Raw genomic sequence first — 21,736 nt, 5'->3', positions numbered from 1 at the left:
GCATCGCCATGACCGCAAGCCCCCGCATCCATCTCGTGAACCCGATGCTCAACCCCTCCGGTGGCAGCGAATGGCGAACCGTAAGCCTCTACCGCCAACTCGAACCCTCGGCCGATGTCAGGGTCTGGCATTTCCGAGAGGCCCCGTCACAGGCCTTTTCGGGCGTCCGCATGTCCGGGATCGACACGCGTCGGCTGTCGTTCCCACGCGGTGGCACACTGGTGTTCGTGGGCGTCTACTTCAACATCGGCCACTGGATCCGACTGGCTCGGCCCCGCCGGGTGATCCTGACCTACAACACGCCGGACGCAGAGCGCCTGGGCGAACGGGTCGATCTCATCCGCAAGGCCTGTGGCATCGAGCCCGAGATCGTGTTCTGCTCCAAGGAACTGGCGGACCAGGTTCCCTATCGCGGCATCGTCGAACCCTCGCTGGTGGACCTCGATGCCTTCGTGCCCCGGGACAGGTCGGGGCGCAATGGCCTACGCGTCGGCCGATTGAGCCGGGATGCGCCGGAAAAGCATCACCCGGAAGACATGGCGCTCTATGCAAGGCTGGCCGAAGAAGGCTGCGAGATCGACGTGCTCGGCGCCACGATCGCCATGCAGCAGGCCCCCTTTAACACCGGGAAAGTCCATATGCGCGCCCTCGGCAGCGTAAAGGCGCCCGAGTTTCTGGGCAACCTCGACTGCTTCTTCTATCGCACCTCGCCCTTGTGGCCCGAGCCGTGGGGAAGGGTGATCATCGAGGCCATGGCCAGCGGTCTTCCGGTTGTGACCGATCGCACTTCCGGCGCCTCGTCCGTGATCGAGAATGGCCGCAACGGCCTTCTCTTCGACACCACCGAGGAAGCCCACGACCTGATCATGCGCCTGAATGCCGACGCGGCATTGCGCCGAACGCTGGGCGAGGCGGCGCGAGAGACCGCGGAAAGCCTGCTCAGCGACGAAGTGCGCGCCAGGGTTCAGGCCTTCTACCTCCAGCCCACCGCGCCATCCTGACCGCCACTTCGAGGAAGACGACATGGAATATCGCTCGTTCGCGGATCTGGCAGAGACCGTGTTCTTCAACGCTCACGCCATACCGGAAGACGTCGATCTGATCGTCGGGATACCGCGCAGCGGACTGCTGCCTGCCAATCTCCTGGCGGTTCAACTCCACAAGCCACTGCTCGATCTGGAAAGCTATCTGGAGGGTCGCACCCCCACTGTGGGGCGCACGGCGCGCGAGACGATCGACCAGAATGTTAGGCCGCGCCGCGTCCTGATCGTCGATGATAGCATCGCTTCCGGAGAATCCATGCGGGCGGTTCGCGAACGGGTGAGGGCCATCGGTCCCGACATTCCGGCGACCTACCTTGCGGTGTACGGAACCAGGGCCGCGCACGAGGATGCTGACCTGATCTTCGAGGCCGTCCCGTCTCCGCGCATCTTCGAATGGAACCTGATGCGCCACAAGCGCCTGGCCGATGCCTGTTTCGATATCGATGGCATCCTCTGCCACGACCCCCACAGTTCGCAGAACGACGACGGCGAGAAGTATCGCGATTTCCTGCTGACCGCCAAGCCGCTGCTAAGGGCGAACGTGCCGATCAAACACCTGGTTACCAGCAGGCTTGAGAAGTACCGGCCGGAAACCGAACGCTGGCTGGCGCAGAACGGCGTAAAGTACGAAAACCTCTGGATGCTGGACTTGCCATCCGCCGAAGAACGTCGGCGCCAGCGTGCTCATGCCAGTTTCAAGGCGTCGGTCTACGTCAAGACCGGCGCGGGGCTGTTCGTGGAAAGCGAGGACAAGCAGGCCCAGGAGATCGCGCAACTCAGCGAACGGCCGGTGCTGAGCATCGAAGGTCAGCGCATGGTCTGGCCCGGCGACACCACCGCTGCCCGGCGCAATTACGCAAGGCGCAACGAGACGGGCGGCGGTCCGGCCAAGCGGCTGGTGCGGGCCCTGGCGTTCGGGCTGCTGGGAGACCGCGGTGTCGCCAGGATCAAGCGAGCCCTGCGGCGATAGAGAAATTCCTGACGAAGCGGAGATACCATGCCTCAGGTTTCGGTGATCATGCCCTGCTATAACGCCGCCCGGTTTCTGGATCGCGCGATCGGCAGCCTGCGCGACCAGACGCTACAGGATTGGGAATTGCTGGCCATCGACGATTGCTCGACCGATGACACTTACACACGATTGCAGGAATGGTCGCATCGCGATCCGCGCGTGCGGAGCCTGCAAACGACGAAGAACGGTGGCCCCAGCGTCGCTCGCAATATCGGCATAGGCGAGAGCCGGGGAGAGTGGCTTGCCATCCTCGATGCCGACGACGCGTTCAAGCCTGAGCGGCTCGCGCGGCTGAGCGTATTGGGCCATGAACGACATGCCGATCTCGTCTTCGACGGACTGATCTACTACGATGACCAGGCCGAACGGGAAACCGGGCGATCGTTTCGCGAGAAAGGGATATCGTCGGTGACGATCACGGACCTGATCGAAGCCGAACGTCCCGGTTCGCCGTTGAAGTTCGGCTTCCTCAAGCCAATGATGCGCCGCAGCTTCATCACCGGCGAAGGTCTGCGATATTCGGAAAGCCTCCGCTTCGCCGAGGATTTCGATCTCTATGCCCGTTGCCTGCTTTCGGGCGCCACCGGCGTTCTCGATCGCCGCGCCTGGTACGTTTATACCACCCAGCTCGGCCAGGTGAGTGGCGCGCGTTCGGAGGGAACCCGTACCCGGTTCACGCCGCAGACGCGGGTCGACATCATGGACCGGCTCATCGCGGAATACGGCGACCGCGCAACGCCCGGAACAATGGCGGCATTGCGTCAGGGGCGGGAGTGGCAAGTGCTCTATGCGGATTCCCACCGCCTGGGAGAGTTGCGCCGGACAGGTCGCTGGGGTGAATTCACTTCGCTGGCGTTGCGCCATCCACGCGCGCTCTGGCGCTTCGTGTCACGTTCCCGCATCTTCCGTACGCGCGGTGGCGGCAACAATTCGGCAGCGGGTATCTAAGTTTAGGATGACAGGGGCAACGTCCCGCCGTTCGGGATCGGACAGTCAGACCTGATAATATGTATTATGTTAACTTAAGGCCCGTTCTCGGGTCGGCGCTGTCGATGAGGACGGTTGGCCGGCGTATGATCTCGCCGGCCAACCGTGGTGTTTCAGCCCTGTGGGCGTGAACCCTGACCCGATCCAGCGGCGGGCTCGTCGCCCAGTCCACCACCGAGCGAACGGTAGAGTTCGATCAGGTTATTCGCCTGGGTCAGTCGCGTCGTGACCAGTTGCTGCTCGGCGGCATAGGCGGTGCGCTGTGCGTCCAGCGAGGTCAGGAAGGAATCCACCCCTGCCTTGAAGCGCGCGTCGGACAGCCGGGCGGCCACTTGCGCGGACTGTGCACGGTTCGTCTGCGCGCGGATCTGGTCACCGATCTTGCCGCGCTGCGCAAGCGCATCCGCGACTTCGCGGAAAGCCGTCTGGACAGACTTTTCGTACGTGGCGACGGCGGCAACTTGAGAGGCCTTGGCATAGGCCAGATTGCCCGACCGCTGACCGCCATCGAACAGCGGCAGCGAGGCGCCGGGAGACGCGGTATAAGTGAAAGTGCCGCTCTTGAAGAGGCCAGACAGCGCGGTGCTGATCGTGCCGATCGTGCCGGTCAGCGAGATGGTTGGAAAGAACGCCGCACGCGCGGCACCGATGTTGGCGTTCTCGGCGATCAGCTGGTGTTCCGCCCGCAGCACGTCCGGGCGGCGCAGTAGCACGTCGGACGAAACGTCGCTCGGCAAGGCGTCGCGGGTCACCGGCGTGTCGGGGAGCCCCGCCGGAAGCTGCTCTTGCGACACGGTCGTCCCGACCAGCAGGTTGAGCGCGTTCTGGTCGAGCGCAACGGTAGCTTCCAGCGCGGCGATATCGTTGACGGCGGACTGATAGTTGGTGTCCGCCTGCCGGACCTCCAGTTCGGAACCGACGCCGATGCGGAACTGCTCCCGCGTGAGGCGAAGCGTATCCTCGAAGGTCTTGAGCGTCTCGCGCGAGAGGCGAAGCTGCTCATTGTCCGAAGCCATCGTCAGCCAGGCGGTTGCGATTTCCGCGATCAGGCTGATGCGGGCCGAGCGCTGGGCTTCCTCGCTGGCGAAGACCTGCTCTTGCGCGGCTCGGCTGAGGTTGCGGATGCGACCGAACAGATCCAGTTCGAAGGCGGAGATGCCCGCCGTCGCCGAATAGATCTCGACGTCCTGGGAGCCGACCACCCCTGCCCCGGTTCCGCCCGCACCGCTCGTGGCACCGGCGATGTTGTTGGTGTAAGTCGCCGTTCCCCCCGCATTCACGGTGGGGAAAAGCGAAGAGCGCTGCACCTTCAGTTGCGCACGGGCCTGGAGCACGTTTGCAGCGGCGACCCGAAGATCGCGGTTGTTGGCAAGGCCGGTCTCGATCACCTGCCGCAGGCGCGGATCGAGGAAGAACTCCTGCCAGCCTACACGGCTTACGTCCACGACGTCGGTGGCTGCGGCCGGGTAGACCCCGCCCTGCGGCAGGGCCGCGGGAACGGATCCTACCGGCCGGTCATAACGAGGCGCCAGGTTGCACCCTGCCAGCATCGTCGTGCCGGCGATCAGGGCGATAAGGGACTTTTTCATGTTCAGGTTCCCTGCGGCTCGGTGCCGTCGGCGGAGCGAGGACCGGCTTCGGTCTCGACATGGGTTTCAGCTTCCTCGTGACGATCGGTCTGCCCGTGCTTGAACAGACGGCTGACGACCACGAAGAACATCGGGACCAGGAAGATCGCGAACACGGTGGCCGAGAGCATGCCGCCCACGACGGCCCGGCCGATGGCGTTCTGTCCGCCGGCGCCTGCACCGCTGGATACGGCCAGCGGCAGCACACCGAACACGAAGGCCAGCGAGGTCATGAGGATCGGACGAAGGCGCAACCTTGCCGCCTCGATGGCCGCGCTGAAGGCATTCATGCCGGACTGCACGCGTTCCTCGGCGAATTCGACGATGAGGATCGCGTTCTTGGCGGCGACGCCGATCGTGGTGATCAGGCCGACCTGGAGGTAGATGTCGTTGTTCAGGCCGGTCAGCTTGGCCGCCAGAACCGCACCGATGACACCCAGCGGAACCACCAGGATGACCGCGATGGGCACCGACCAGCTTTCGTAGAGCGCAGCAAGGCACAGGAACACGACGAAGAGCGACAGTGCGTAAAGCGCGGGTGCCTGGCCTCCGGACAGCCGTTCTTCATAGGACAGGCCGGTCCATTCGAGCGCGGTGCCCGGCGGCAGCTTCTGCTGCATCTCGGTGATGGCTTCCATCGCCGCGCCGGTGCTGACGCCCTCGCCCGGCGCACCCTGAAGCTGCACGGCGGGGCGGCCGTTATAGCGTGTCAGGATCACCGGCGCCGTCTTCCACGACAGGGTCGAGAAAGCGCCGAAGGGTGCCATCTGCCCGTCGCTGCCGCGAACGAAGAAGTTCTCGATGGCTTCCGGCGATGAACGATAGGCTTCTTCCGCCTGGATGTAGACGCGCTTGGTGCGCCCACGGTCCAGGAAGTCGTTCACGTAGGCACTGCCCCAGGCGGTCGAGATCTCGCTGTTGACCGCGCTGAGATCAAGGCCGAGCGCGCCCGCCTTGTCCTGGTCGATCTTGACGTCGAGCTGCGGCGCATCGTCAAGGCTGACCGGACGGACCTGGGCGACGCGCTTGTCCTGGGCGGCGAGGCCCAGAAGCTGATTGCGTGCCCCGACCAGCTTCTCGTGCCCGATGTTGTTCTGGTCCACCAGCCACAGGTCGAAACCGGTGGCATTGCCCAGTTCCTGGACAGCGGGCGGAACGAGCGCGAAGATCGTCGCGTCGCGATAGGTCGAGAAGCTGCCCATGGCGCGGCCGATGATGGCCGGCGCACGATTGTCTGCGCCGCTGCGGTCTGCCCAATCCCTCAGCTTGATGAAAGCCATGCCGGCATTCTGGCCCTGCCCGCTGAACGAGAAGCCGCTGATCGTGAAGACGGACTCCACGTTCGCCTTCTCGTTCTTGAGGAAGTGATCGCGAACGACGTCGAGCCCGCGCTGGGTCCGCGGAAGCGTGGCACCGGGAGGCGCCTGGACCAGCGCGAACATCGTGCCCTGGTCTTCCTCGGGAAGGAAGCCGCTGGGAAGGCGCCAGAAGATCAGCGCCATGGCGCCGACGATCAGCAGGTAGACGAGACCGGAGCGCTTCCAGTTGCGGGCGGTGCCGCGAACGCTCTTCTCGTACTTCTGGGTACCGAGGTCGAACTTCTCGTTGAACCAGCGGAAGAAGCGCGCGAACAGACCGTTGCCTTCGTTCTTGGTCGGATCGTGGGGCTTGAGGATGGTGGCGCAGAGCGCCGGCGTCAGGATCAGGGCGACCATCACCGACAGCGCCATCGACGATACGATCGTGATGGAGAACTGGCGATAGATCACACCCGTGGAGCCACCGAAGAAGGCCATCGGCAGGAACACCGCCGAGAGCACAAGGCCGATGCCGATCAGCGCGCCGCTGATCTCGTCCATCGACTTGCGCGCGGCTTCCTTGGGTTTGAGGTGCTCCGTCTGGATCAATCGCTCGACGTTTTCGACCACGACGATGGCGTCGTCGACCAGCAGGCCGATCGCCAGCACCATGCCGAACAAAGTTAGCGTGTTGATGGAATAACCCAGCGCCTGCATGACCCCGAAAGTGCCGAGCAGAACGACCGGAACCGCGATCGTCGGGATGATCGTCGCGCGCCAGTTCTGGAGGAACAGGAACATGACGAGGAAGACGAGCGCGACCGCTTCGAACAAGGTGTGGATCACCTGTTCGACCGAGAGGCGAACGAACGGCGTGGAGTCGTAAGGATAGACGACCTTCACGTCCTGCGGGAAGTTCTTGGCGATGCGTTCGACTTCGGCCTTCACCAGGTCGACGGTGTCGAGCGCATTGGCGCCCGAAGCCAGCCTGACGCCGAAGCCGGAAGCGGGCTTGCCGTTGTACTCGGTCTCGAAGCCGTAGTTTTCCGCGCCGAGTTCGACGCGCGCCACGTCGCGCAGGCGCACGACGGCGCCGTTCTGGCCCTGGCGCAGACGGATGTTGCCGAACTGCTCAGGGGTTTGGAGACGCGACTGGACGGAAACGGTGGCGTTTAGCTGCTGCTCCTTAGACGCGGGAAGCTGGCCGATCTGACCGGCCGATACCTGCGCGTTCTGTGCCTGGACGGCGGCTGTCACATCGGCGATCGTCAGGTTGTAGCTGCGCAGCTTCAGCGGATCGACCCAGATGCGCATGGCGTATTGGGTGCCGAAGATCTGAAGTTCGCCCACGCCGTTGACGCGGCTGACCGAGTCCTGAACCTGGCTGACGAGGTAGTCAGACAGGTCGTTGGCGTTATGGCTGCCGTCTTCCGAATAGATCGCCGCCACCAGCAGGAAGCTGGCCGCCGACTTGGCAACGGTAACGCCCTGGCGCTGGACTTCCTGCGGAAGCAGCGCGGTCGCGGCCTGGAGCTTGTTCTGCACCTGGACCTGGGCGATGTCCGGATCGGTGCCCTGTTCGAACGTCAGGGTGATCGAAACGTTACCGGCCGAGGAAGACTGCGCCGAGAAGTAGCGCAGGTTGTCGATGCCCTTGAGCTGTTGCTCGATGATCTGCGTGGTCGTGCGTTCCAGCGTTTCCGCGTCGGCGCCGGGATAGTTGGCGCTGATGGTCACGGTGGGCGGCGCGATCTCCGGGAACTGGGACACCGGAAGGCTGCGGATCGCCAGCGCGCCGAACATCATCAGCACGATGGCGATGACCCATGCGAAGATGGGCCTGTCGATAAAATAGCGTGCCATGATCGGTTATTGCCCCTGCCCGCTCTGTGTCTGCGCGGGGTTCTGGCCCTGCTGACCGGATGCTCCGGCGGCAGGTGCCGCCCCGGCAGGCTTGGCTGCCGCCTGTGCCGCCACCGGCTTCACGGGCATGCCGGGCCGGAGCATCTGCGCGCCGTCGACGACCACCTTGTCGCCCGCCTTCAGCCCGGCGGTGACGAGCCAGTTGGTGCCGACCGTGCGAGGCGCGGTTAGCTTGCGCATCTCCAGCTTGTTGCCGCCACCGATGACGATCGTCGTCGGGTTGCCCTTCTCATCGCGGCTCACCGCCGATTGCGGGACCAGGATGCCATTGCTCTTCGTACCTTCGACCAGATTGGCGCGAACGAACATGCCCGGCAGCAGAAGCCCGCGGGGATTGCCGAACTGAACGCGCACGATCTGGCTGCCGGTGGCCGGGTCCACCGTCACGTCGGTGAACTTGAGCGTGCCCTCTTCCGCATAAGTGCTGCCATCTTCCAGCGTCAGCTGGACGCGTGCAGCGCCGCCGCTGCGCGACAGATCGCCCGAAAGCAGCTGTTGGCGCAAACGCAGCACGTCGGCGCTGGACTGCTGGATGTCCACGAACATGGGATCGAGGCGCTGGATCGTGGTCAACGCGTCGGTTTGCGACGCCGATACGAGCGCGCCGGTGGTGAAGGTAGAGCGGCCGATGCGGCCCGAAATCGGCGCGCGAATGGTCGTGCGGCCGAGATCGATCTGCGCGCTGCGCAAGGCCGCTTCCTGGGCGGCCACGTCTGCCCGTGCCTGAGCGGCGCTGGCAGTGGCGTTCTCGGCTTCCTGCCGCGAGATCGCGTTGATCTTGACCAGTTCGCCGTAGCGGCGCGCCAGGGCAGCAGTGTTCGCGATGTTGGCCCGTGCCCGCACGAGCGCGGCGCGCGCGCTGGCGACCTGCGCTTCGTAGGGCGACGGGTCGATGCGGTAGAGCGGCTGCCCGGCGCGAACCATGTCGCCCTCCTGGAACAGGCGCTCCAGGATCAAGCCGTTAACCTGCGGACGGACGTCGGCGGTTTCATAGGCCGTGGTGCGTCCGGGAAGCTCCGAGCTCAGGGTTACGGCTCCCTCCGTGACGGTAACGACACCGACTTCGGGGGGACCGGCGGGAGCCTGTTGTTCTCCCCCGCCGCCACATGCGGTCAGGAGCAAGGCAAACGCCGGAGTGATCTTTTTCATGGAGCAAGCTCGCAATGAGAGTTAAAACGTGAGTGAATGTTCACTCATTGATTCGCGCGATGTGTATTGGGTCGCTAGAACGATTGCAAGGTGAGGAGGATGCAGTGAAAGATGACATAATTATGGACGGGTCGCGAGCGGCTCGTTCCGTGGTACGCCGGGAGCATCTGCTGGATACGGCGAGGAAACTGTTCGTGGAACAGGGCTTCCATCGCACCGGCATGGCGCAGATCGCCTTGGCCTCAGGTATCAAGGTCGGTCAGATCTATCGCGATTTCGCCAACAAGGAAGCGATCATCGCCGCCATCTGCGAAGCCAATCTCGTGGCCTGGCTGGAGGAAGATGCGCTGGAAACTGCCGTGGCGGCGGGAGATACGGCCGCTGTCGCAAGCTGGATCGAAGGGATCTGTTCGGACGAGCCTTCCACCGAAGACCGGCGATTGATGGCGGAACTCCTTGCCGAAGTAGGCCGCAATCCGATCATCGCCTCCATCAACCGGAAAGCCGACGAGCGGGTTCGCCAACGTCTCGACAAAGCCCTCGCCTCATTCGCGCCGGAAGCTTCGCTGGAGCGTCGGTCCCTGGTGGTGGACCTCGTGTTTCTGCTGTCCTGGGGCATGATTGCCATGCTGGAACTGTCTCCCGGCAAGCAGCACGCGCTCGTTCGCGAACATATCGTATCCGTTTTGCGTAAGGAAATGGCCGAACTAACCGGCTGATCTCGCCGAGAATATTGTTCCCAACGCTGCGGCGATCCGTTTATGTCTCAAGACGGGCGGCGGAGTGAACGAAAATTACGCAACTGTCGCTGCCGGGGCTGGACACGCTATGCGATTCATATCATCTTCGTCTTTGACGCGACCTTCAAAAAAGTCGCGCGGAGGATGCTAGAGATGATCGAGAAGACTGAAGTGGATTCGGGCGAAAAGGCGATGATCCTGTTGCAGAGCCTGATCTGCTACTTGCGTGAAAAGAACGTTCTAAACCGCGCCGATATCGAGGAATTGCGTGAAAGAGTGGAAGCTCGGATCGCCGATGTCGAAAGCCATATGCCTTGCGCCAGTGCACTTGCGAGCGCGGCTGCCTCGGAAATGCGCGAGCTGGAGCAGTTCTGCGGAAAGAAATACGGCGGCAAGCACAGGCATCGGGTTAACTGATTTCGCATATTTCCTGCCACCGATGGTCGCTGGCGGTGCTCGCTGAATTGCAGAGGCGTGTGCGCATGGCAATTGTTGCTGCGTAATTTGCATCTGCCTGACGTCTCAGCAAGGCCCGTTGGCAGGGCCTGAAGCCTTGGGTTGATGATCGTTGCCGGCTCCAACGGGGCCTTGGCGAATCATCATCTAGGCTCGAATACGTCCGGACAGGCATTGATGGCGCGCCGCCTCCAAACCTGAACGGCTTGCACCAGGGCAATCACGGATTTCCGGTCAGCCGGCTCCAGCGGACATAAGGCAGGATAGAGGCGTAATCGTCCGTCCACGCCCGTGCCGCCCGTTCGTCGAGAGGCTCCCACGGTGTTTCGGCGCTCGCCACGGCCAGCTGTTGCAGAACCCGCGGGTCGCGGGAAAGAGCGATCCAGCGGGATGGGGTGTAGCGCTCGCTGTCCGCCGGACTGTCGAGACGGGACAGCGCACCCAGACCGACCGCAGCGGCATTGGCCCCCACCACCGGCGCAAGATCGATGTATCGGTTGGATATGTGGAGCAGCAGCAGGCCTCGCGGAGACAAGGCCCGGACATAGACCTGCAAGGCTTCTCTGGTGAGCAGGTGAACGGGGATCGCGTCGCTGGAGAAGGCATCGATCACCAGCACGTCGAAAGCGCGGGCAGGCATGCGGGCAAGCTCCAGACGCGCATCGCCCAAGACGATACGGGCGGTGGGCGTGCAATCGCGCAGGAAAGTGAAGCTGCCCCCGGTCGAAAAGCTCAGGATAACCGGGTCGATCTCGAAGAAGGTCCATTGCTGGCCCGGCAGCGAGCGGCATGCCAGGGATCCCGTTCCCAGCCCGACGACACCGACCCGCGCCCCCGCTCCCTCCAGTCGAGGAGCCTCGGAAAGCGCCAGCGCTACCCCGGAAGTCGGCCCATAATATGTCAGGGCCTCTCGCGAGCGACCGGGTTCCAGCGACTGTTCACCGTGAAGCGTCGTTCCGTGGGCAAGCGTGCGCAAGGTGCCATCGGAAACGTCCCGCACGGTGTAGATGCCGAAGTAACTGCGCGTGCGTTCTCCAGCCAATGTAGCGCGGATCGTCCAGATCCCGCCTTGTGCGACCATGGCTATGGCGAGCACCAGCACGAAGGCCGCGCGCCATGCCATGACCATCACACCCGTGCCGACGAGGAAGACCGTAAGCAGAACCGCGCTCAAGCCCTCCTCCGGGCGCAAGGCGTGCTGATCGAGTTGCCACCCGAGAAAGCCCGCAAAGGCCAGCAGCAGCAGGAGAGCAAGGCGCGCCATTCCGGGCTCGATCCCCTCCCCACTGCGCCAGCGCAGCAGCGGGTCGAGCGGCATGAGCAGTGCCGCCGCGACGACCAGCAGCGGATGTTCCCATGCCCAGTCGAACACCAGAGGTGCGATCAGCGCCGTGAACATGCCGCCCAGCGCGCCTCCCGCCGACATGACGAGATAGAACTGCGTCAGTCGTGCCGGTCCGGGGCGGAGGTCGTACAGCCGCTTGTGGAGGGCAGTGGCGATACAGAACAGCATGAGGCAGGCGCCACCTGCGACCCACAGTGTTCCCGATCCGTTGGAGAGCATGGCGTAGCTCCCCGCGAAAAGCACGACCACCGGCGCTATCCCCGCCACGGCCATCGCCGCTCCGCGACGGTCTGCAAAGGCGACGACGAAGCTCAACAGGTAAAGCCCCAGCGGAATGACCCAAAGCAGCGGCATCGCGAAGATGTCCGTGGTGAGATGGGTGGTCGTGGAAAGCATGAGCCCTGAAGGCACTGCGGCCAATGCCAGCCACAGCATGATCCGCCTTGCGCCAGGCCTGGGCGTGTCCGCCTCGCGTGACGTATCGGCCGGACCGCGTGCTGAAGGCGAGAGATGACGGCGGCTGATCGCCGCCATGGCGACGAGCATGATCAGCACGCAGAAGCCGATTGACCATGCAAAGCTCTGCTCACGCAGCGAAAGCAGCGGCTCGGCAGCCAGCGGATAGGCCAGCAGTCCAGCGAAACTCCCCAGGTTGGAAGCTGCGTAGAGCGCCCATGGCGCGCCGGCGCCAGGGTCGGCAGCGAACCAGCGCTGCATTAGCGGTGCCTGGGCCGAAACCGCGAAGAACACCGGGCCGATGCTGATCCCAAGCAGGATCGGCACCCACAGCGCCTCCGGCCAACCCTTGGGGATCGGGATATCGGTCAGCCCGACGGGCAGCGAAAGGCCGGCCAGGACCAGGACGGAAAGGTGGATCATAGCCTGCCGCCCCAGCGACAGCCGCCCCAGCAGGTGCGCATAGGCGTAGCCGGCCAGAAGCAGCGCCTGATAGACCAGCATGGCGCTGTTCCACACGTTGGGTGCTCCGCCCAGGCGCGGCAGGGCCATGCGGGCTACCATCGGCTGAACCAGAAACAGCAGGAAACTGCCCGCCAGTATGGTGACGACGAAAAGCCCGCGCCGAGGCCCGCCTTTCGCCAGACCCTTAACTCCAGCCATAACTCTTCCTTGCAGGTACCGGCCGCGCTCTATCCTACGGTGGCGGCGGGATAAAGCCGGCAATGCCGTTTGCAAAAATGGGGCAACAATTTTGGCGGCGGCCCGTGATCACGTGAAACCGGCCTGTCGCCCCATGCATTGTGATGGCCATGCAGGAAATTTCGCGATTGGCCAGCGAACATCCGATCACTCCGGACGGACGCTATTTCGTGGTTCGCAACCGCCTGTGGCGCATGTCCGATCCTTCGCTGAGCGGCGCGGAACGGGATCGTCTGGTTGGAGAACTGATGCAGGCCCGCAGGGCCGTGGGACAGGCGAAGCGGAAGAATGACCATGAGGCCGAAGCGCATGCTCGCAGACAGGTCGATCGTGCGAAAATAGCTCTGGGTGAGCGCGGACCTGCTTGGTGGAGCGACGGCGCCCCGGATTTCAACCGCTGCATGATCGGCAATACGCCCTATGCGGCTTGGTTCGAGGCACTGCCATTGAAATGAGCACGCGCTCTGCCGGGCGACTACCGGTTTGCGGTGCCTTTGCGGCCCTGATCGCCCCTCACTCGTTCTCCTGGTTTCGCGGCGAGATGGTCAGCTGCTGGATGACGGCACGGCGCGGCTGCGTGAGCAGGTAATGAACACCCATTGCGATGTCTTCGGCGCGAAGCATCGTTTCATCGGCGATCATCTCTCGCTGCTTGTCCGATGGGATATCCGGATACTGAAAGTCCGCCCCGGTCTTGCCGGGCTCGACGAGGCTTACCTTGATGCCCTGCGGTCCCAGTTCCCGGCGCAAGGCTTCGGAAAAACCAGCGATACCTGCCTTCATCCCGGCGTAAACAGTGGACCCTGCCCCGAGCACATGAGCGGACATCGAGCCGATCAGGACGATATCTCCTGTGTCCACCAGCATTTCCTGCGCGGCCTTGGCGCTCAGAAGATAGGCCGTGAAGTCCACCGCGACCGCATAGCGGATCTCGTCGGCGCTCATTTCGGATAGCGCGGAGGCCGGAACCGCAGCGTTTATCACGACAATATCCGGTTTTTCCAGATAGCTCTTTGCCTGATCGAAGAAGCTTTCGATGTTTTCCGGATCAGCCAAATCCAGTGCCACGCCCTCCCCCTTGCCGACCTCGTGAATGCGTTGAAGCGCATCTGCAAGGTGTTCGTTGGATCGGCCGCAGATGAACACGTCCACGCCCTCGCTGGCGAGCAATACGGCAATGGCGCGACCGATCCCTGTCGTTCCACCGGTGATGATCGCCTTGCGACGCTGAAGAGTGGGTCTGGAAGTATGCGCGTCTGATCGGTTCTTCATCTTGCATCCTTGCTGGGAGGAGCGCCAGGCGTGCCCGTTCAAACAAGTCGCGGAGCTTCACCCCTGTTCCCTGCCTTATCAGAGCAAGCTGAAATAACGTTTCGTCGCATAATTTCGCGAACTCGCAGCGCCAGTCCACAGTCGAACAAACATAGATCAATGACGTGGGAACGAGAAAAGTTCGGTGCAGTTTACCAGCCATATCCGAAGAGCCAGTCCTATGTGAGTGGAGGCCGTCCATGACCGCAACTTTTACCGACGCCATTGCCCTTCTCAAAGCCGACCACCGCAAGGTGGAGGAACTGTTCGAGAAGTTCGAAGCGGCGAAGTCTTCCTCTCAGAAAAAGAGCCTCGCTCAGCAGATTTGCATGGAGCTCAAGATTCATACGCTTATCGAGGAAGAGATTTTCTATCCTGCCTTTCGCGACAAGATCGAGGGCGGTACACTCGATGAAGCGTATGTCGAACATGACGGCGCCAAGGTACTGATCAACGATATAGAGGCAGGATCGCCGGAAGACAGCTACTTCGATGCGAAAGTTAAAGTGCTTTCGGAAGAGATAAAGCATCACGTCCACGAAGAGGAAATGCCCGCGAACGGCATGTTCGCTCAGTGCCGCAAGACCGATGTCGATCTGGTGGAGTTGCGCGATCGCATGTCGGCTCGCAAGAAGGAACTGCTGGCCCAGGCCAAGTCTAAAAGACTTCCCGCCGCCAAGCCCACGGCTATCAACCTTTTGGCTGCCTGACGTACAAACCAACCCTAAAAAGCGATGGTGCTCGGATTGGTGATTTTCGGCATGCCGATCACGCCCTCCGCATCATTTCCCCGATATCCAGCGTTGGAAAGGAAGCAGGTGCTTTCCCAAACCGAACGTGACGACTGGGAAGCGCAGTTTCGCGCTTTCATTGAAGCAAAGGATTTCCCCTGCGTAGGCGCGAAATCGGCGCTCTCGCGGGGAACGCTCGCGGTAGAGGTATGTCATTCGATCGAGAGCAGCTGGGACGATCTCGTGATATACGAGAAGTTGCTGGACTGGTCAGCCAGCTATCAGGAAGATCCATCGCTGTTTCGCAGTCTCGCCGTTATTTTCGCCGATGACGAGCCGCTCGATGAAGGTCGTTTCGAACAGGCCCTGTGGAATCGGGTTCAGTCGCTTTCGGACAAGGATGCCTGGTTGGGGTTGCCCTACGATCAGCGCGTCAGCAGCGATCCCGAAGATCCCCATTTCTCGCTCAGCTTCGGGGGAGAGGCGTTCTTCGTCGTGGGCATGCACCCCAAGGCCAGCCGTCCCGCACGCAGGTTCGCGCGTCCGGTGATGGTGTTCAACCTCCATGACCAATTCGAACAGCTTCGAACCCAGGGACGTTACGAGAAAATCCGCGAGACCATACTGGAGCGAGACGTGAAGATGGCTGGGTCCATCAATCCGATGCTCGCGCGACATGGCGAAACCAGCGAAGCGGCCCAGTACAGCGGTCGCCTGGTAGGCCCGGAATGGCAGTGCCCGTTCCAGAATCCAAGGGCCGCACGATGACCGCAACCCATCGCATCATGCCTCGCAGCGGCGCGGCCTTTCCGCTCGGCCGTGGTCAGTTGTTGACCGTGCTGGATCCGCTCGGCACGCAGGTTTCCGACCTTCTTGCGTTTTGCGCGGATGACGTGCGCGAAGTGATCAGCAACGGCCGCACTTTCGATTACGAGGAAACGCTGCGACTCACCCGTGGCAATCGGATCTGGTCCAACCGCTCTCGCGTGCTGCTGACCATCGAGGAAGACAGCGTGGGTTGCCATGACTTCCTGCTGACGCCCTGTAGCGTCGAGACGTTTCGCCATTTCTATCCGGACAAGCCCGAACACAGAGGATGTTTCGGCAATCTCGCGGAAAGCCTGGCTCCCCATGGCATTTCACCTGACGACATCCCCGTGGCGTTCAATTGCTTCATGAACGTACCGGTGGACAGCACCGGTGGAATTTCGGTCCTGCCTCCGCCCAGTCGGGCGGGTGACAGCATATCGTTCCGCGCGGAACACGATCTGATCATCGGCCTTACGGCCTGCTCTGCCTATGCCAGTAATGGCGGCACCTTCAAGCCTATCGACTACCGCATCGAATGACCGTCCTCATGCGGCATCCAGCGCCTGGGCCAGATCGGCGACGATATCGTCCGGGTGCTCGATGCCGATCGAGAGGCGAATGGTTGCCTCCAGAACCCCGATGCGGTCCCGCACCGCTACCGGCACCCCGGAATGCGTCGTGGTGGCGGGGTGGCTGGCAAGAGATTCCGTACCACCGAGGCTCACCGCCAACTTGAATATCTCCAGGGCGTTGAGGAACCGGAAAGCTGCTGGCTGACCCCCGGCAATGTCGAAGGCAAACGTTGATCCCGCACCGGTGCATTGAGCCGCGAACACCACTGCCTGCCTGCTGCCTTCGGGGTAGAACGGCGGATAGGCCACGCCTTCGACCTTGGGATGGGCGCGGAGGAACTCGGCTGCCGCGGCGGCATTGGCATTGGCGCGCTCCATGCGAAGGCCCAGCGTCTCCAAAGACCGTCCCAGCATCCAGCAGCTATGCGGGTCCAATTGCGTTCCGATCGCGCTGCGCAGAAGGCGGATCTCGCGCATCAGACTGGCAGACCCCAGCGCCGCGCCGGCCACGAGATCGGAGTGTCCGCCCACGTACTTGGTCAGCGAGTAGAGCGAGATATCGGCGCCAAGCCGCAGCGGATGCTGGAATACGGGGCCGAGCAGCGTGTTGTCGCAGACGAGGAGCGGGCGATGAGCTTGTCGCGCCTCGATCTCCCCGCAAAGCGTCTTCATCAGCGCGATATCGACCAGGCTGTTGGTGGGGTTTGCAGGCGTTTCCACCAGGACAAGCGAAACCCGGCCCAGCGCCATGGCCTCTTCAGCCGCCTTGATGGCCGCTTCCCGGTCCAGTCCGTCGCTGAAGCCCACCGCCTTGATGCCAAGATTGGCCAATGTCTTTGCCAGAAGCGTCTCGGTGCCGCCGTAAAGTGGCTGGGAATGAAGGATCACATCTCCCGGACGCGCGAAAGTCAGGATCGTGGTGGTGATCGCCCCCATGCCCGACGAGAACACCACTCCGGCTTCAGCGCCTTCGTAGACCGCCATGCGATCTTCCACGATCTCGCTGTTGGGATGGTTGAACCGGGAATAGACGAGGCCACGCCCCTGCCCCGGCGGCGGATCCTTCCGTCCGGCCACATAGTCGAAGAAATCGCGGCCCTCTTCAGCCGTGGGAAAGACGAAAGTCGATGTCAGAAACACCGGCGGCTTCACGGCGCCCTCGGAAAGAAGGGGGTCGTAGCCGTAGTTCAGCATGAGCGTATCCGGATGGAGCCGATGGTCGCCGATCGCCGTCTTGCTTTCCCGCGGTGCCGTCATGTCGTTCTCCTTTGCCAGGCTGACTTGCAATAGGTAGCGGGGAGAGGATGGCCAGACCAGAGCATTTTCCAATCAGATGGTATCATCTGACGACTCGGAAAATGCGTCCAACCAAAGGCTTAGAGCAGTTAATCCGAGGCAATCGGATCGGAACCTGCTCTAGTAACGATCTCGAGTATGGCCTGCGGAGCGATCGCTGGGGGTGAATCCCATTTGCACCAGCAGGTCAACCAGGCGCTGGCCATCGTCCAGCACTCTCTCCAACCAGTGCTCGTGGTCCATATGCCCCAGTGCCGAACGCTGAAACTGACCAGCCGCTCGAACCGAGTCGCCCAGAAGCCGAACTTGCAACACCGGTGTGTCGCGCCGTGGCCGTCGGTTGGACGCTACCTGTTCTGGAGCCGCAACGATGCGGACGCGGCTGCGGAGTTTCGCCTGAATGTCCATGAAGCCTGTTTCCCGGTATGGCGCGACCCGAGGGGGCGCGCTTTTTGTTACTTATGATCAACGCATCGGCAGGCTTCGAGTTTCTGGGAAAAGGCAGCGAAACCGCCGAATTTCCAGATAGCGCTCAAGTTACCGTGCGTGGACGCGACGCAGTTCGTCCCGTCGGTGCGATGTTTCATCGACAGCCTTCGTCCAGAGGGAACCAGGGCCTTGACGGATCATTCTCAAGTAAATAGGTTGAGATAACAGCTTGACCCTTCGACCCTACATCGAAGAAGCAACATCGGGAATTATCCTCGGATCGACGGACATCGTGTCAGGCGATCCACATCGGTAGAAACGAAAAGGGAGAACCACCCATGCCTCAGAGCGATTTCCACGTCGTCCGCAAGGGCCTCAATTGGGCAGTAAGCCTTCACGGCGTTTTCCTAGCGGCTTTCGAGTCCCAGAAAGCTGCGATCAATCGCGCTATCGATGCCGCGCATCAGGTGGGCATGAAAGGCCATGGCGCGCAAGTCCTGCTGATTGATGGTCATGCCGATCCCCGTACGCAATGGGTCTTCGGCCGCCACCCCTATCCACCTACCGCCTGACCTATCGGCGGGCGCGCCCACGCTTCGGCACGCCCGCTGGAAAGCCGCGGCTGGAGAAAACAAGCATGTTCAAGGCCCTCTTTGTAGAACACCCGCGCGCCGTGAACGAGAGTTACGGTGAGCATTGGATCGTCGCCAATAGCTTTGGACTGAAGATGATCGTGGCGGGATTGGGAACGATGCTGCACGGTTTCGTGCCCGGACTGCTTACCCACGCCGGAAGCGACGCTATTCGCAAGCTCCATGGCGAAATGACGCGTCGTCAAGCTGCTGCCATCAATGCTCAGCACGACCGCCCTGCGCCAAAGCGCTGGCAGCCGGAATATGAGATCTAAGCTACGGGTCACGCTCAAGCGGCTGATTGCGCTGGCTTGACGTCCTTTTCCGCCAGACAGGGAAAGGGCTGCATGGTCGTGGTTCGTCCGGGTCAATAGGTGGCGAAGGTTCTGGCGCTCGATGCGAGCAACCGCCTCGGCGCCTTCTTTGCGGACATTCTGAACGATGGCGACGGTCAAATCGATATAAAAGAACGCTCGGAACCCCTTCCCGCGTAACATCATCTTGAGCGGGCGGCGGTTCTCGCGCTAGGTGGCCCCATGAGCGACCTAGAAACCATGCCGGGACACCTGATCCGCCGCCTGCAGCAGATTTCCGTCGCGCGTTTCACATCGCGCATGGCCGAAGCCGGTATCGACCTGACGGCCGTCCAATATGCCGCCTTGTTGACCTTGCGCGATCATCCCGGCCTGGACCAGCAGACCCTGGCCGGCATGATCGCCTATGATCGGGTGACGATCGGCGGCGTCATCGACAGGCTGGTTCAGAAGGGTTTCGTCAATCGGGAAACCAGCCCCAGCGATCGCCGCGCCCGCGTGCTGATGTTGAGCGATAAAGGTGGCAACGCGCTGGAAGTCGCCACGCCCTGGGTAGACAAGGCTCAGGACGACCTCATTTCGCAACTTACTTCAGAAGAAAGAGATAACTTTCTGATGTTGTTACAGAAAACAACAAAGGCCGGCAACGAGATGAGCCGCGCACCTCTTCGACATGGGGCAAAGGTCAAACTCTCGCAATAAATGGGAAGTTAGCGTCCTTTGCCTTTGTATCTACGAGCTTGATGATGGCTGAGAACGCGTTCGGCCCACAGCCCGAATGCCAGTCCGATCGTCAGCCAAAGTACGAGTTGCATCCCGATCGAAGCGATACGAAACTCCCACAAGAGCCCGGCCGGAAAATCGCCCGGCACTTCGTCGATCACCGGCAATAGAAACTGGCCGAGGCCGACAATTCCAAGATAGACGACCACGCACAGCAGGGTCGCGTCGAAACCTCTTCCCGGCCGAGCCAGAGCCGCCCGCAAACGCGCCGCGACGACGGCGGCGCCCAGCGAAAGGGCTATCATTCCGAAAAAGGCTGCGGTGCGCAATGCCACCGTTTCGTGCTTGCCCACGGCCGGCGGGGTTTGAGGATACTTGATCGCGGGCACCAGCACCACCAGCACGAAGGCCAGCATCGCCAGCAGCAGTGCGAAACTGCGCGGACCGAGATGGCCCAAGCGGCCATACCCGTAAGCGAAGACGAGCGAGAAGACGCCGCCGACGGCCGCGCCGTACAGCGCAAGCGCCGTCAGCAGTCCGGCCCCCTTCTGCGTATCGCGGCTGACGAGTTCCTCTTCCTGAGGCTCGCCATGGGCCATATCCGCATGATCCTTGCCATGCGCGGCGTGGCTTTCCTCGAAGCCGATGGCAAGGTCGATCCGAGGTTCGGCGAAGCCACGGGCGAAGAGCGTCGCAAGAAGGGCGCCCAGGATGCCTGCAAGCATCCCCCGCCAGAGCAGGTTCCCGGTCATGGCTTATATCAGTGGCAGGGGAAGCCGAGGAGATGACGTCCGTCGTGGACGAATTCGTGCACATACATGCCCTGGAACAGGGAGAAAGCGCCCTGCTCCGTGCTGACGAAATAGATGAAAATCACAGCCAGCAGGGTGCCGAGCACCGCCCAGGGCGCGATATCCTCCAGCGGAATGGCGTTGCCGCCCTCCACCGGGATGAAGGCGTCATCGAAAACTGCGACGGAAACAGCCATTGTCATGCTCCTTGGCGGGATTACGCGTCCCCGGAAAACCTGTTGTCGAGCAAGAAGGTCTGGCTCTCGACGGGAAAGCTCCCATGCGATTACAGTGGCGCGACCGCGCCGGATTTTCACCGGCTTCTTCGATCCTCGACGCCGCATCCTTAGGACCGCGCAGGCCGCCGCGTCAACGACTTCACGGAATGGACGCTTGGCAACCACGCTTCTCCTCATCTGCATCGCCGGTACCGCGTCGAGCCGTCAGGGCGGTTTTCCCGATCCCGCCGGACCGCTGGATGCCGCCGGCGCGCGGGACGCGGCGCGCCTGTCGTTGCCGGAGCGCTTTCGGGCCGTGGCCTATCGAAGCCCCTCTCGCTCCGCCGCCGAGACCGCCTCGGCGATGGGCTTGGTTGCCGATGACGACATCGCTCTCTCGGATCTTCGCCAGGGCGATTGGAGCGGGCGTTCGTTCGCTGAAATAGAGGCTGCGGAACCCGGCGCGCTGGGGCTTTGGCTTTCGGATCCGACAAGGGGCGCGCCCGGGGGGGAAACGATGGAACAGGCCCGCCTCCGCGTAGGGACTTGGATGGACGGTATCGCGACGCGGCAGAATTGCGTCTGCGCCGTCACTCATCCCATGATCGTCCGCGCCGCGCTCGCCCATGCTCTCGACATGCCGCTGCGGGCTACGCTCGCGGTGGATGTGGCGCCCCTCTCCCGAACGGTGCTTTCATTCACCCGCACATGGAGATTGCAATCTCTGAGCCCTGTAACTTGGGGCCTTTGACTCTGGGGCTTTAACTCTGGGGCTTGCGAGCGAGAGCCTGCCCAGCTAATCGCCGGATGGTCGAGGCGCGCAGGCGCTTCGGCAGAAGATCGCGCCGGTGCCCCGCAAGGGGCTTAATACGGGAACACGGTAAGGATGGCGCGCCATCCCGATCCGAGGCTGTCCCTGCAACTGTAAGCGGCGAGCGCGTTGCACATCGGCGGTGGAACAAGGGTTTTCGCCGCAGCCACTGGGCCGGACGCTAAGTCATGCGGGGCCTGGGAAGGCCGTGCATCACGCCCTGACCCGCGAGCCAGGAAACCTGCCGGCGTCGATGTCGCTCTTGCCCGGGTCCAGGGAATGGCCAAGGCACGGTAATCCTTCCGTCTGAGCGACGTGATGCATGCGGCCGGGGCCGCGGCGGCATGACACGTCGGGCC

The 21,736-nt window shown here is 62.5% G+C and carries 21 protein-coding genes and 2 riboswitches; of the genes, 13 read left to right on the top strand and 8 right to left on the bottom strand.

The window, feature by feature from the left end; all coding sequences use genetic code 11:
• Positions 1-8 precede the first annotated feature (8 nt).
• Genes RT424_RS09830 through RT424_RS09820 form a run of 3 tightly spaced genes read left to right on the top strand, consistent with a single transcriptional unit; the run spans position 9 to position 3,003 of the window.
• Positions 9-1,001, top strand: coding sequence for a glycosyltransferase family 4 protein (locus RT424_RS09830; RefSeq protein WP_313437041.1), 993 nt, complete (start codon positions 9-11; stop codon positions 999-1,001).
• 22 nt (positions 1,002-1,023) lie between these two features.
• Positions 1,024-2,013 (top strand): phosphoribosyltransferase family protein, encoded by a 990-nt coding sequence (locus RT424_RS09825; protein ID WP_313437038.1) that lies wholly within the window; start codon positions 1,024-1,026, stop codon positions 2,011-2,013.
• Between the two features lie 27 nt (positions 2,014-2,040).
• Positions 2,041-3,003, top strand: a complete 963-nt coding sequence (locus RT424_RS09820; protein ID WP_313437036.1) for a glycosyltransferase family 2 protein — start codon at positions 2,041-2,043, stop codon at positions 3,001-3,003.
• A 152-nt stretch (positions 3,004-3,155) separates the two neighbouring features.
• Here the strand turns inward: RT424_RS09820 and RT424_RS09815 are convergent, their stop codons facing one another.
• The 3 genes from RT424_RS09815 to RT424_RS09805 are packed head-to-tail and all read right to left on the bottom strand — an operon-like array spanning position 3,156 to position 9,040.
• Entirely contained in the window at positions 3,156-4,631 is a 1,476-nt protein-coding gene (locus RT424_RS09815) for an efflux transporter outer membrane subunit (RefSeq protein WP_313437034.1), read from the bottom strand.
• Between the two features lie 2 nt (positions 4,632-4,633).
• The gene (locus RT424_RS09810) at positions 4,634-7,831 is read right to left on the bottom strand and encodes an efflux RND transporter permease subunit (protein WP_313437031.1); all 3,198 of its coding nucleotides are present in this window, start codon (positions 7,829-7,831) and stop codon (positions 4,634-4,636) included.
• Positions 7,832-7,837: 6 nt separating this feature from the next.
• A complete protein-coding gene (locus tag RT424_RS09805) occupies positions 7,838-9,040 on the bottom strand; it encodes an efflux RND transporter periplasmic adaptor subunit (protein ID WP_313437028.1) in 1,203 nt (400 codons plus the stop codon).
• A 104-nt stretch (positions 9,041-9,144) separates the two neighbouring features.
• Between RT424_RS09805 and RT424_RS09800 the strand changes: the two genes are divergently transcribed.
• On the top strand, positions 9,145-9,759 hold the full coding sequence (locus tag RT424_RS09800) for a helix-turn-helix domain-containing protein (RefSeq protein ID WP_313437025.1): 615 nt from the start codon (positions 9,145-9,147) through the stop codon (positions 9,757-9,759).
• 174 nt (positions 9,760-9,933) lie between these two features.
• Entirely contained in the window at positions 9,934-10,197 is a 264-nt protein-coding gene (locus RT424_RS09795) for a hypothetical protein (RefSeq protein ID WP_313437022.1), read from the top strand.
• 259 nt (positions 10,198-10,456) lie between these two features.
• On the opposite strand, the gene RT424_RS09790 is transcribed toward RT424_RS09795, so the two are convergent.
• The gene (locus RT424_RS09790) at positions 10,457-12,700 is read right to left on the bottom strand and encodes a fused MFS/spermidine synthase (protein ID WP_313437019.1); all 2,244 of its coding nucleotides are present in this window, start codon (positions 12,698-12,700) and stop codon (positions 10,457-10,459) included.
• Positions 12,701-12,843: 143 nt separating this feature from the next.
• Between RT424_RS09790 and RT424_RS09785 the strand changes: the two genes are divergently transcribed.
• Positions 12,844-13,194 carry a hypothetical protein gene (locus RT424_RS09785; protein WP_313437073.1) on the top strand — a complete coding sequence of 117 codons (351 nt, stop codon included), beginning with the start codon at positions 12,844-12,846 and terminating at the stop codon, positions 13,192-13,194.
• A 58-nt stretch (positions 13,195-13,252) separates the two neighbouring features.
• Here the strand turns inward: RT424_RS09785 and RT424_RS09780 are convergent, their stop codons facing one another.
• Positions 13,253-14,053, bottom strand: a complete 801-nt coding sequence (locus tag RT424_RS09780; protein ID WP_313437017.1) for an SDR family oxidoreductase — start codon at positions 14,051-14,053, stop codon at positions 13,253-13,255.
• A gap of 197 nt (positions 14,054-14,250) precedes the next feature.
• Between RT424_RS09780 and RT424_RS09775 the strand changes: the two genes are divergently transcribed.
• The 3 genes from RT424_RS09775 to RT424_RS09765 all read left to right on the top strand — a co-directional run bounded on the left by RT424_RS09775 (position 14,251) and on the right by RT424_RS09765 (position 16,130).
• Positions 14,251-14,760, top strand: coding sequence for a hemerythrin domain-containing protein (locus RT424_RS09775; RefSeq protein ID WP_313437015.1), 510 nt, complete (start codon positions 14,251-14,253; stop codon positions 14,758-14,760).
• A 108-nt stretch (positions 14,761-14,868) separates the two neighbouring features.
• The gene (gene gntA / locus RT424_RS09770; protein WP_313437012.1) at positions 14,869-15,549 is read left to right on the top strand and encodes a guanitoxin biosynthesis heme-dependent pre-guanitoxin N-hydroxylase GntA; all 681 of its coding nucleotides are present in this window, start codon (positions 14,869-14,871) and stop codon (positions 15,547-15,549) included.
• Entirely contained in the window at positions 15,546-16,130 is a 585-nt protein-coding gene (locus RT424_RS09765; protein WP_313437009.1) for an urea carboxylase-associated family protein, read from the top strand. Before gntA ends, RT424_RS09765 begins: the two co-directional genes overlap by 4 nt.
• 6 nt (positions 16,131-16,136) lie before the next feature.
• Here the strand turns inward: RT424_RS09765 and RT424_RS09760 are convergent, their stop codons facing one another.
• A complete protein-coding gene (locus RT424_RS09760) occupies positions 16,137-17,420 on the bottom strand; it encodes a cystathionine gamma-synthase family protein (protein ID WP_313437007.1) in 1,284 nt (427 codons plus the stop codon).
• Positions 17,421-18,226: 806 nt separating this feature from the next.
• Here RT424_RS09760 and RT424_RS09755 point away from each other — a divergent pair.
• From RT424_RS09755 to RT424_RS09745, 3 genes are all read left to right on the top strand, one after another.
• On the top strand, positions 18,227-18,460 hold the full coding sequence (locus RT424_RS09755; RefSeq protein WP_313437005.1) for a hypothetical protein: 234 nt from the start codon (positions 18,227-18,229) through the stop codon (positions 18,458-18,460).
• Positions 18,461-18,525: 65 nt separating this feature from the next.
• On the top strand, positions 18,526-18,795 hold the full coding sequence (locus RT424_RS09750; RefSeq protein ID WP_313437003.1) for a DUF6356 family protein: 270 nt from the start codon (positions 18,526-18,528) through the stop codon (positions 18,793-18,795).
• Between the two features lie 261 nt (positions 18,796-19,056).
• Positions 19,057-19,536 (top strand): MarR family transcriptional regulator, encoded by a 480-nt coding sequence (locus tag RT424_RS09745; RefSeq protein ID WP_313437001.1) that lies wholly within the window; start codon positions 19,057-19,059, stop codon positions 19,534-19,536.
• Positions 19,537-19,544: 8 nt separating this feature from the next.
• On the opposite strand, the gene RT424_RS09740 is transcribed toward RT424_RS09745, so the two are convergent.
• Positions 19,545-20,309 (bottom strand): CbtA family protein, encoded by a 765-nt coding sequence (locus RT424_RS09740; RefSeq protein ID WP_313436999.1) that lies wholly within the window; start codon positions 20,307-20,309, stop codon positions 19,545-19,547.
• Between the two features lie 8 nt (positions 20,310-20,317).
• A complete protein-coding gene (locus RT424_RS09735) occupies positions 20,318-20,545 on the bottom strand; it encodes a CbtB-domain containing protein (RefSeq protein ID WP_313436997.1) in 228 nt (75 codons plus the stop codon).
• 58 nt (positions 20,546-20,603) lie between these two features.
• Positions 20,604-20,669, bottom strand: a riboswitch (cobalamin riboswitch).
• 72 nt (positions 20,670-20,741) lie between these two features.
• On the opposite strand from RT424_RS09735, the gene RT424_RS09730 reads away from it, so the two are divergent.
• Positions 20,742-21,317 carry a histidine phosphatase family protein gene (locus RT424_RS09730; protein WP_313436995.1) on the top strand — a complete coding sequence of 192 codons (576 nt, stop codon included), beginning with the start codon at positions 20,742-20,744 and terminating at the stop codon, positions 21,315-21,317.
• A gap of 78 nt (positions 21,318-21,395) precedes the next feature.
• Positions 21,396-21,641, top strand: a riboswitch (cobalamin riboswitch).
• Positions 21,642-21,736: the final 95 nt, after the last annotated feature.

Origin of the sequence: Novosphingobium sp., from assembly GCF_032093395.1 — a bacterium.
In the GTDB taxonomy this organism is placed as follows: Bacteria; Pseudomonadota; Alphaproteobacteria; order Sphingomonadales; family Sphingomonadaceae; genus Novosphingobium.
The sequence above is the reverse complement of the archived record's forward strand: the minus strand, read 5'-3'. Positions and strand labels throughout refer to the sequence as shown.

Excerpts from the sequence above, each read along its gene's own strand:
- RT424_RS09830 (WP_313437041.1), top strand. The coding sequence starts at position 9 with ATGACCGCAAGCCCCCGCATCCATCTCGTGAACCCGATGCTCAACCCC.
- RT424_RS09825 (WP_313437038.1), top strand. The coding sequence starts at position 1,024 with ATGGAATATCGCTCGTTCGCGGATCTGGCAGAGACCGTGTTCTTCAAC.
- RT424_RS09820 (WP_313437036.1), top strand. The coding sequence starts at position 2,041 with ATGCCTCAGGTTTCGGTGATCATGCCCTGCTATAACGCCGCCCGGTTT.
- RT424_RS09815 (WP_313437034.1), bottom strand. The coding sequence starts at position 4,631 with ATGAAAAAGTCCCTTATCGCCCTGATCGCCGGCACGACGATGCTGGCA.
- RT424_RS09810 (WP_313437031.1), bottom strand. The coding sequence starts at position 7,831 with ATGGCACGCTATTTTATCGACAGGCCCATCTTCGCATGGGTCATCGCC.
- RT424_RS09805 (WP_313437028.1), bottom strand. The coding sequence starts at position 9,040 with ATGAAAAAGATCACTCCGGCGTTTGCCTTGCTCCTGACCGCATGTGGC.
- RT424_RS09795 (WP_313437022.1), top strand. The coding sequence starts at position 9,934 with ATGATCGAGAAGACTGAAGTGGATTCGGGCGAAAAGGCGATGATCCTG.
- RT424_RS09790 (WP_313437019.1), bottom strand. The coding sequence starts at position 12,700 with ATGGCTGGAGTTAAGGGTCTGGCGAAAGGCGGGCCTCGGCGCGGGCTT.
- RT424_RS09785 (WP_313437073.1), top strand. The coding sequence starts at position 12,844 with ATGGCCATGCAGGAAATTTCGCGATTGGCCAGCGAACATCCGATCACT.
- RT424_RS09775 (WP_313437015.1), top strand. The coding sequence starts at position 14,251 with ATGACCGCAACTTTTACCGACGCCATTGCCCTTCTCAAAGCCGACCAC.
- RT424_RS09765 (WP_313437009.1), top strand. The coding sequence starts at position 15,546 with ATGACCGCAACCCATCGCATCATGCCTCGCAGCGGCGCGGCCTTTCCG.
- RT424_RS09760 (WP_313437007.1), bottom strand. The coding sequence starts at position 17,420 with ATGACGGCACCGCGGGAAAGCAAGACGGCGATCGGCGACCATCGGCTC.
- RT424_RS09755 (WP_313437005.1), top strand. The coding sequence starts at position 18,227 with ATGCCTCAGAGCGATTTCCACGTCGTCCGCAAGGGCCTCAATTGGGCA.
- RT424_RS09750 (WP_313437003.1), top strand. The coding sequence starts at position 18,526 with ATGTTCAAGGCCCTCTTTGTAGAACACCCGCGCGCCGTGAACGAGAGT.
- RT424_RS09745 (WP_313437001.1), top strand. The coding sequence starts at position 19,057 with ATGAGCGACCTAGAAACCATGCCGGGACACCTGATCCGCCGCCTGCAG.
- RT424_RS09740 (WP_313436999.1), bottom strand. The coding sequence starts at position 20,309 with ATGACCGGGAACCTGCTCTGGCGGGGGATGCTTGCAGGCATCCTGGGC.
- RT424_RS09735 (WP_313436997.1), bottom strand. The coding sequence starts at position 20,545 with ATGGCTGTTTCCGTCGCAGTTTTCGATGACGCCTTCATCCCGGTGGAG.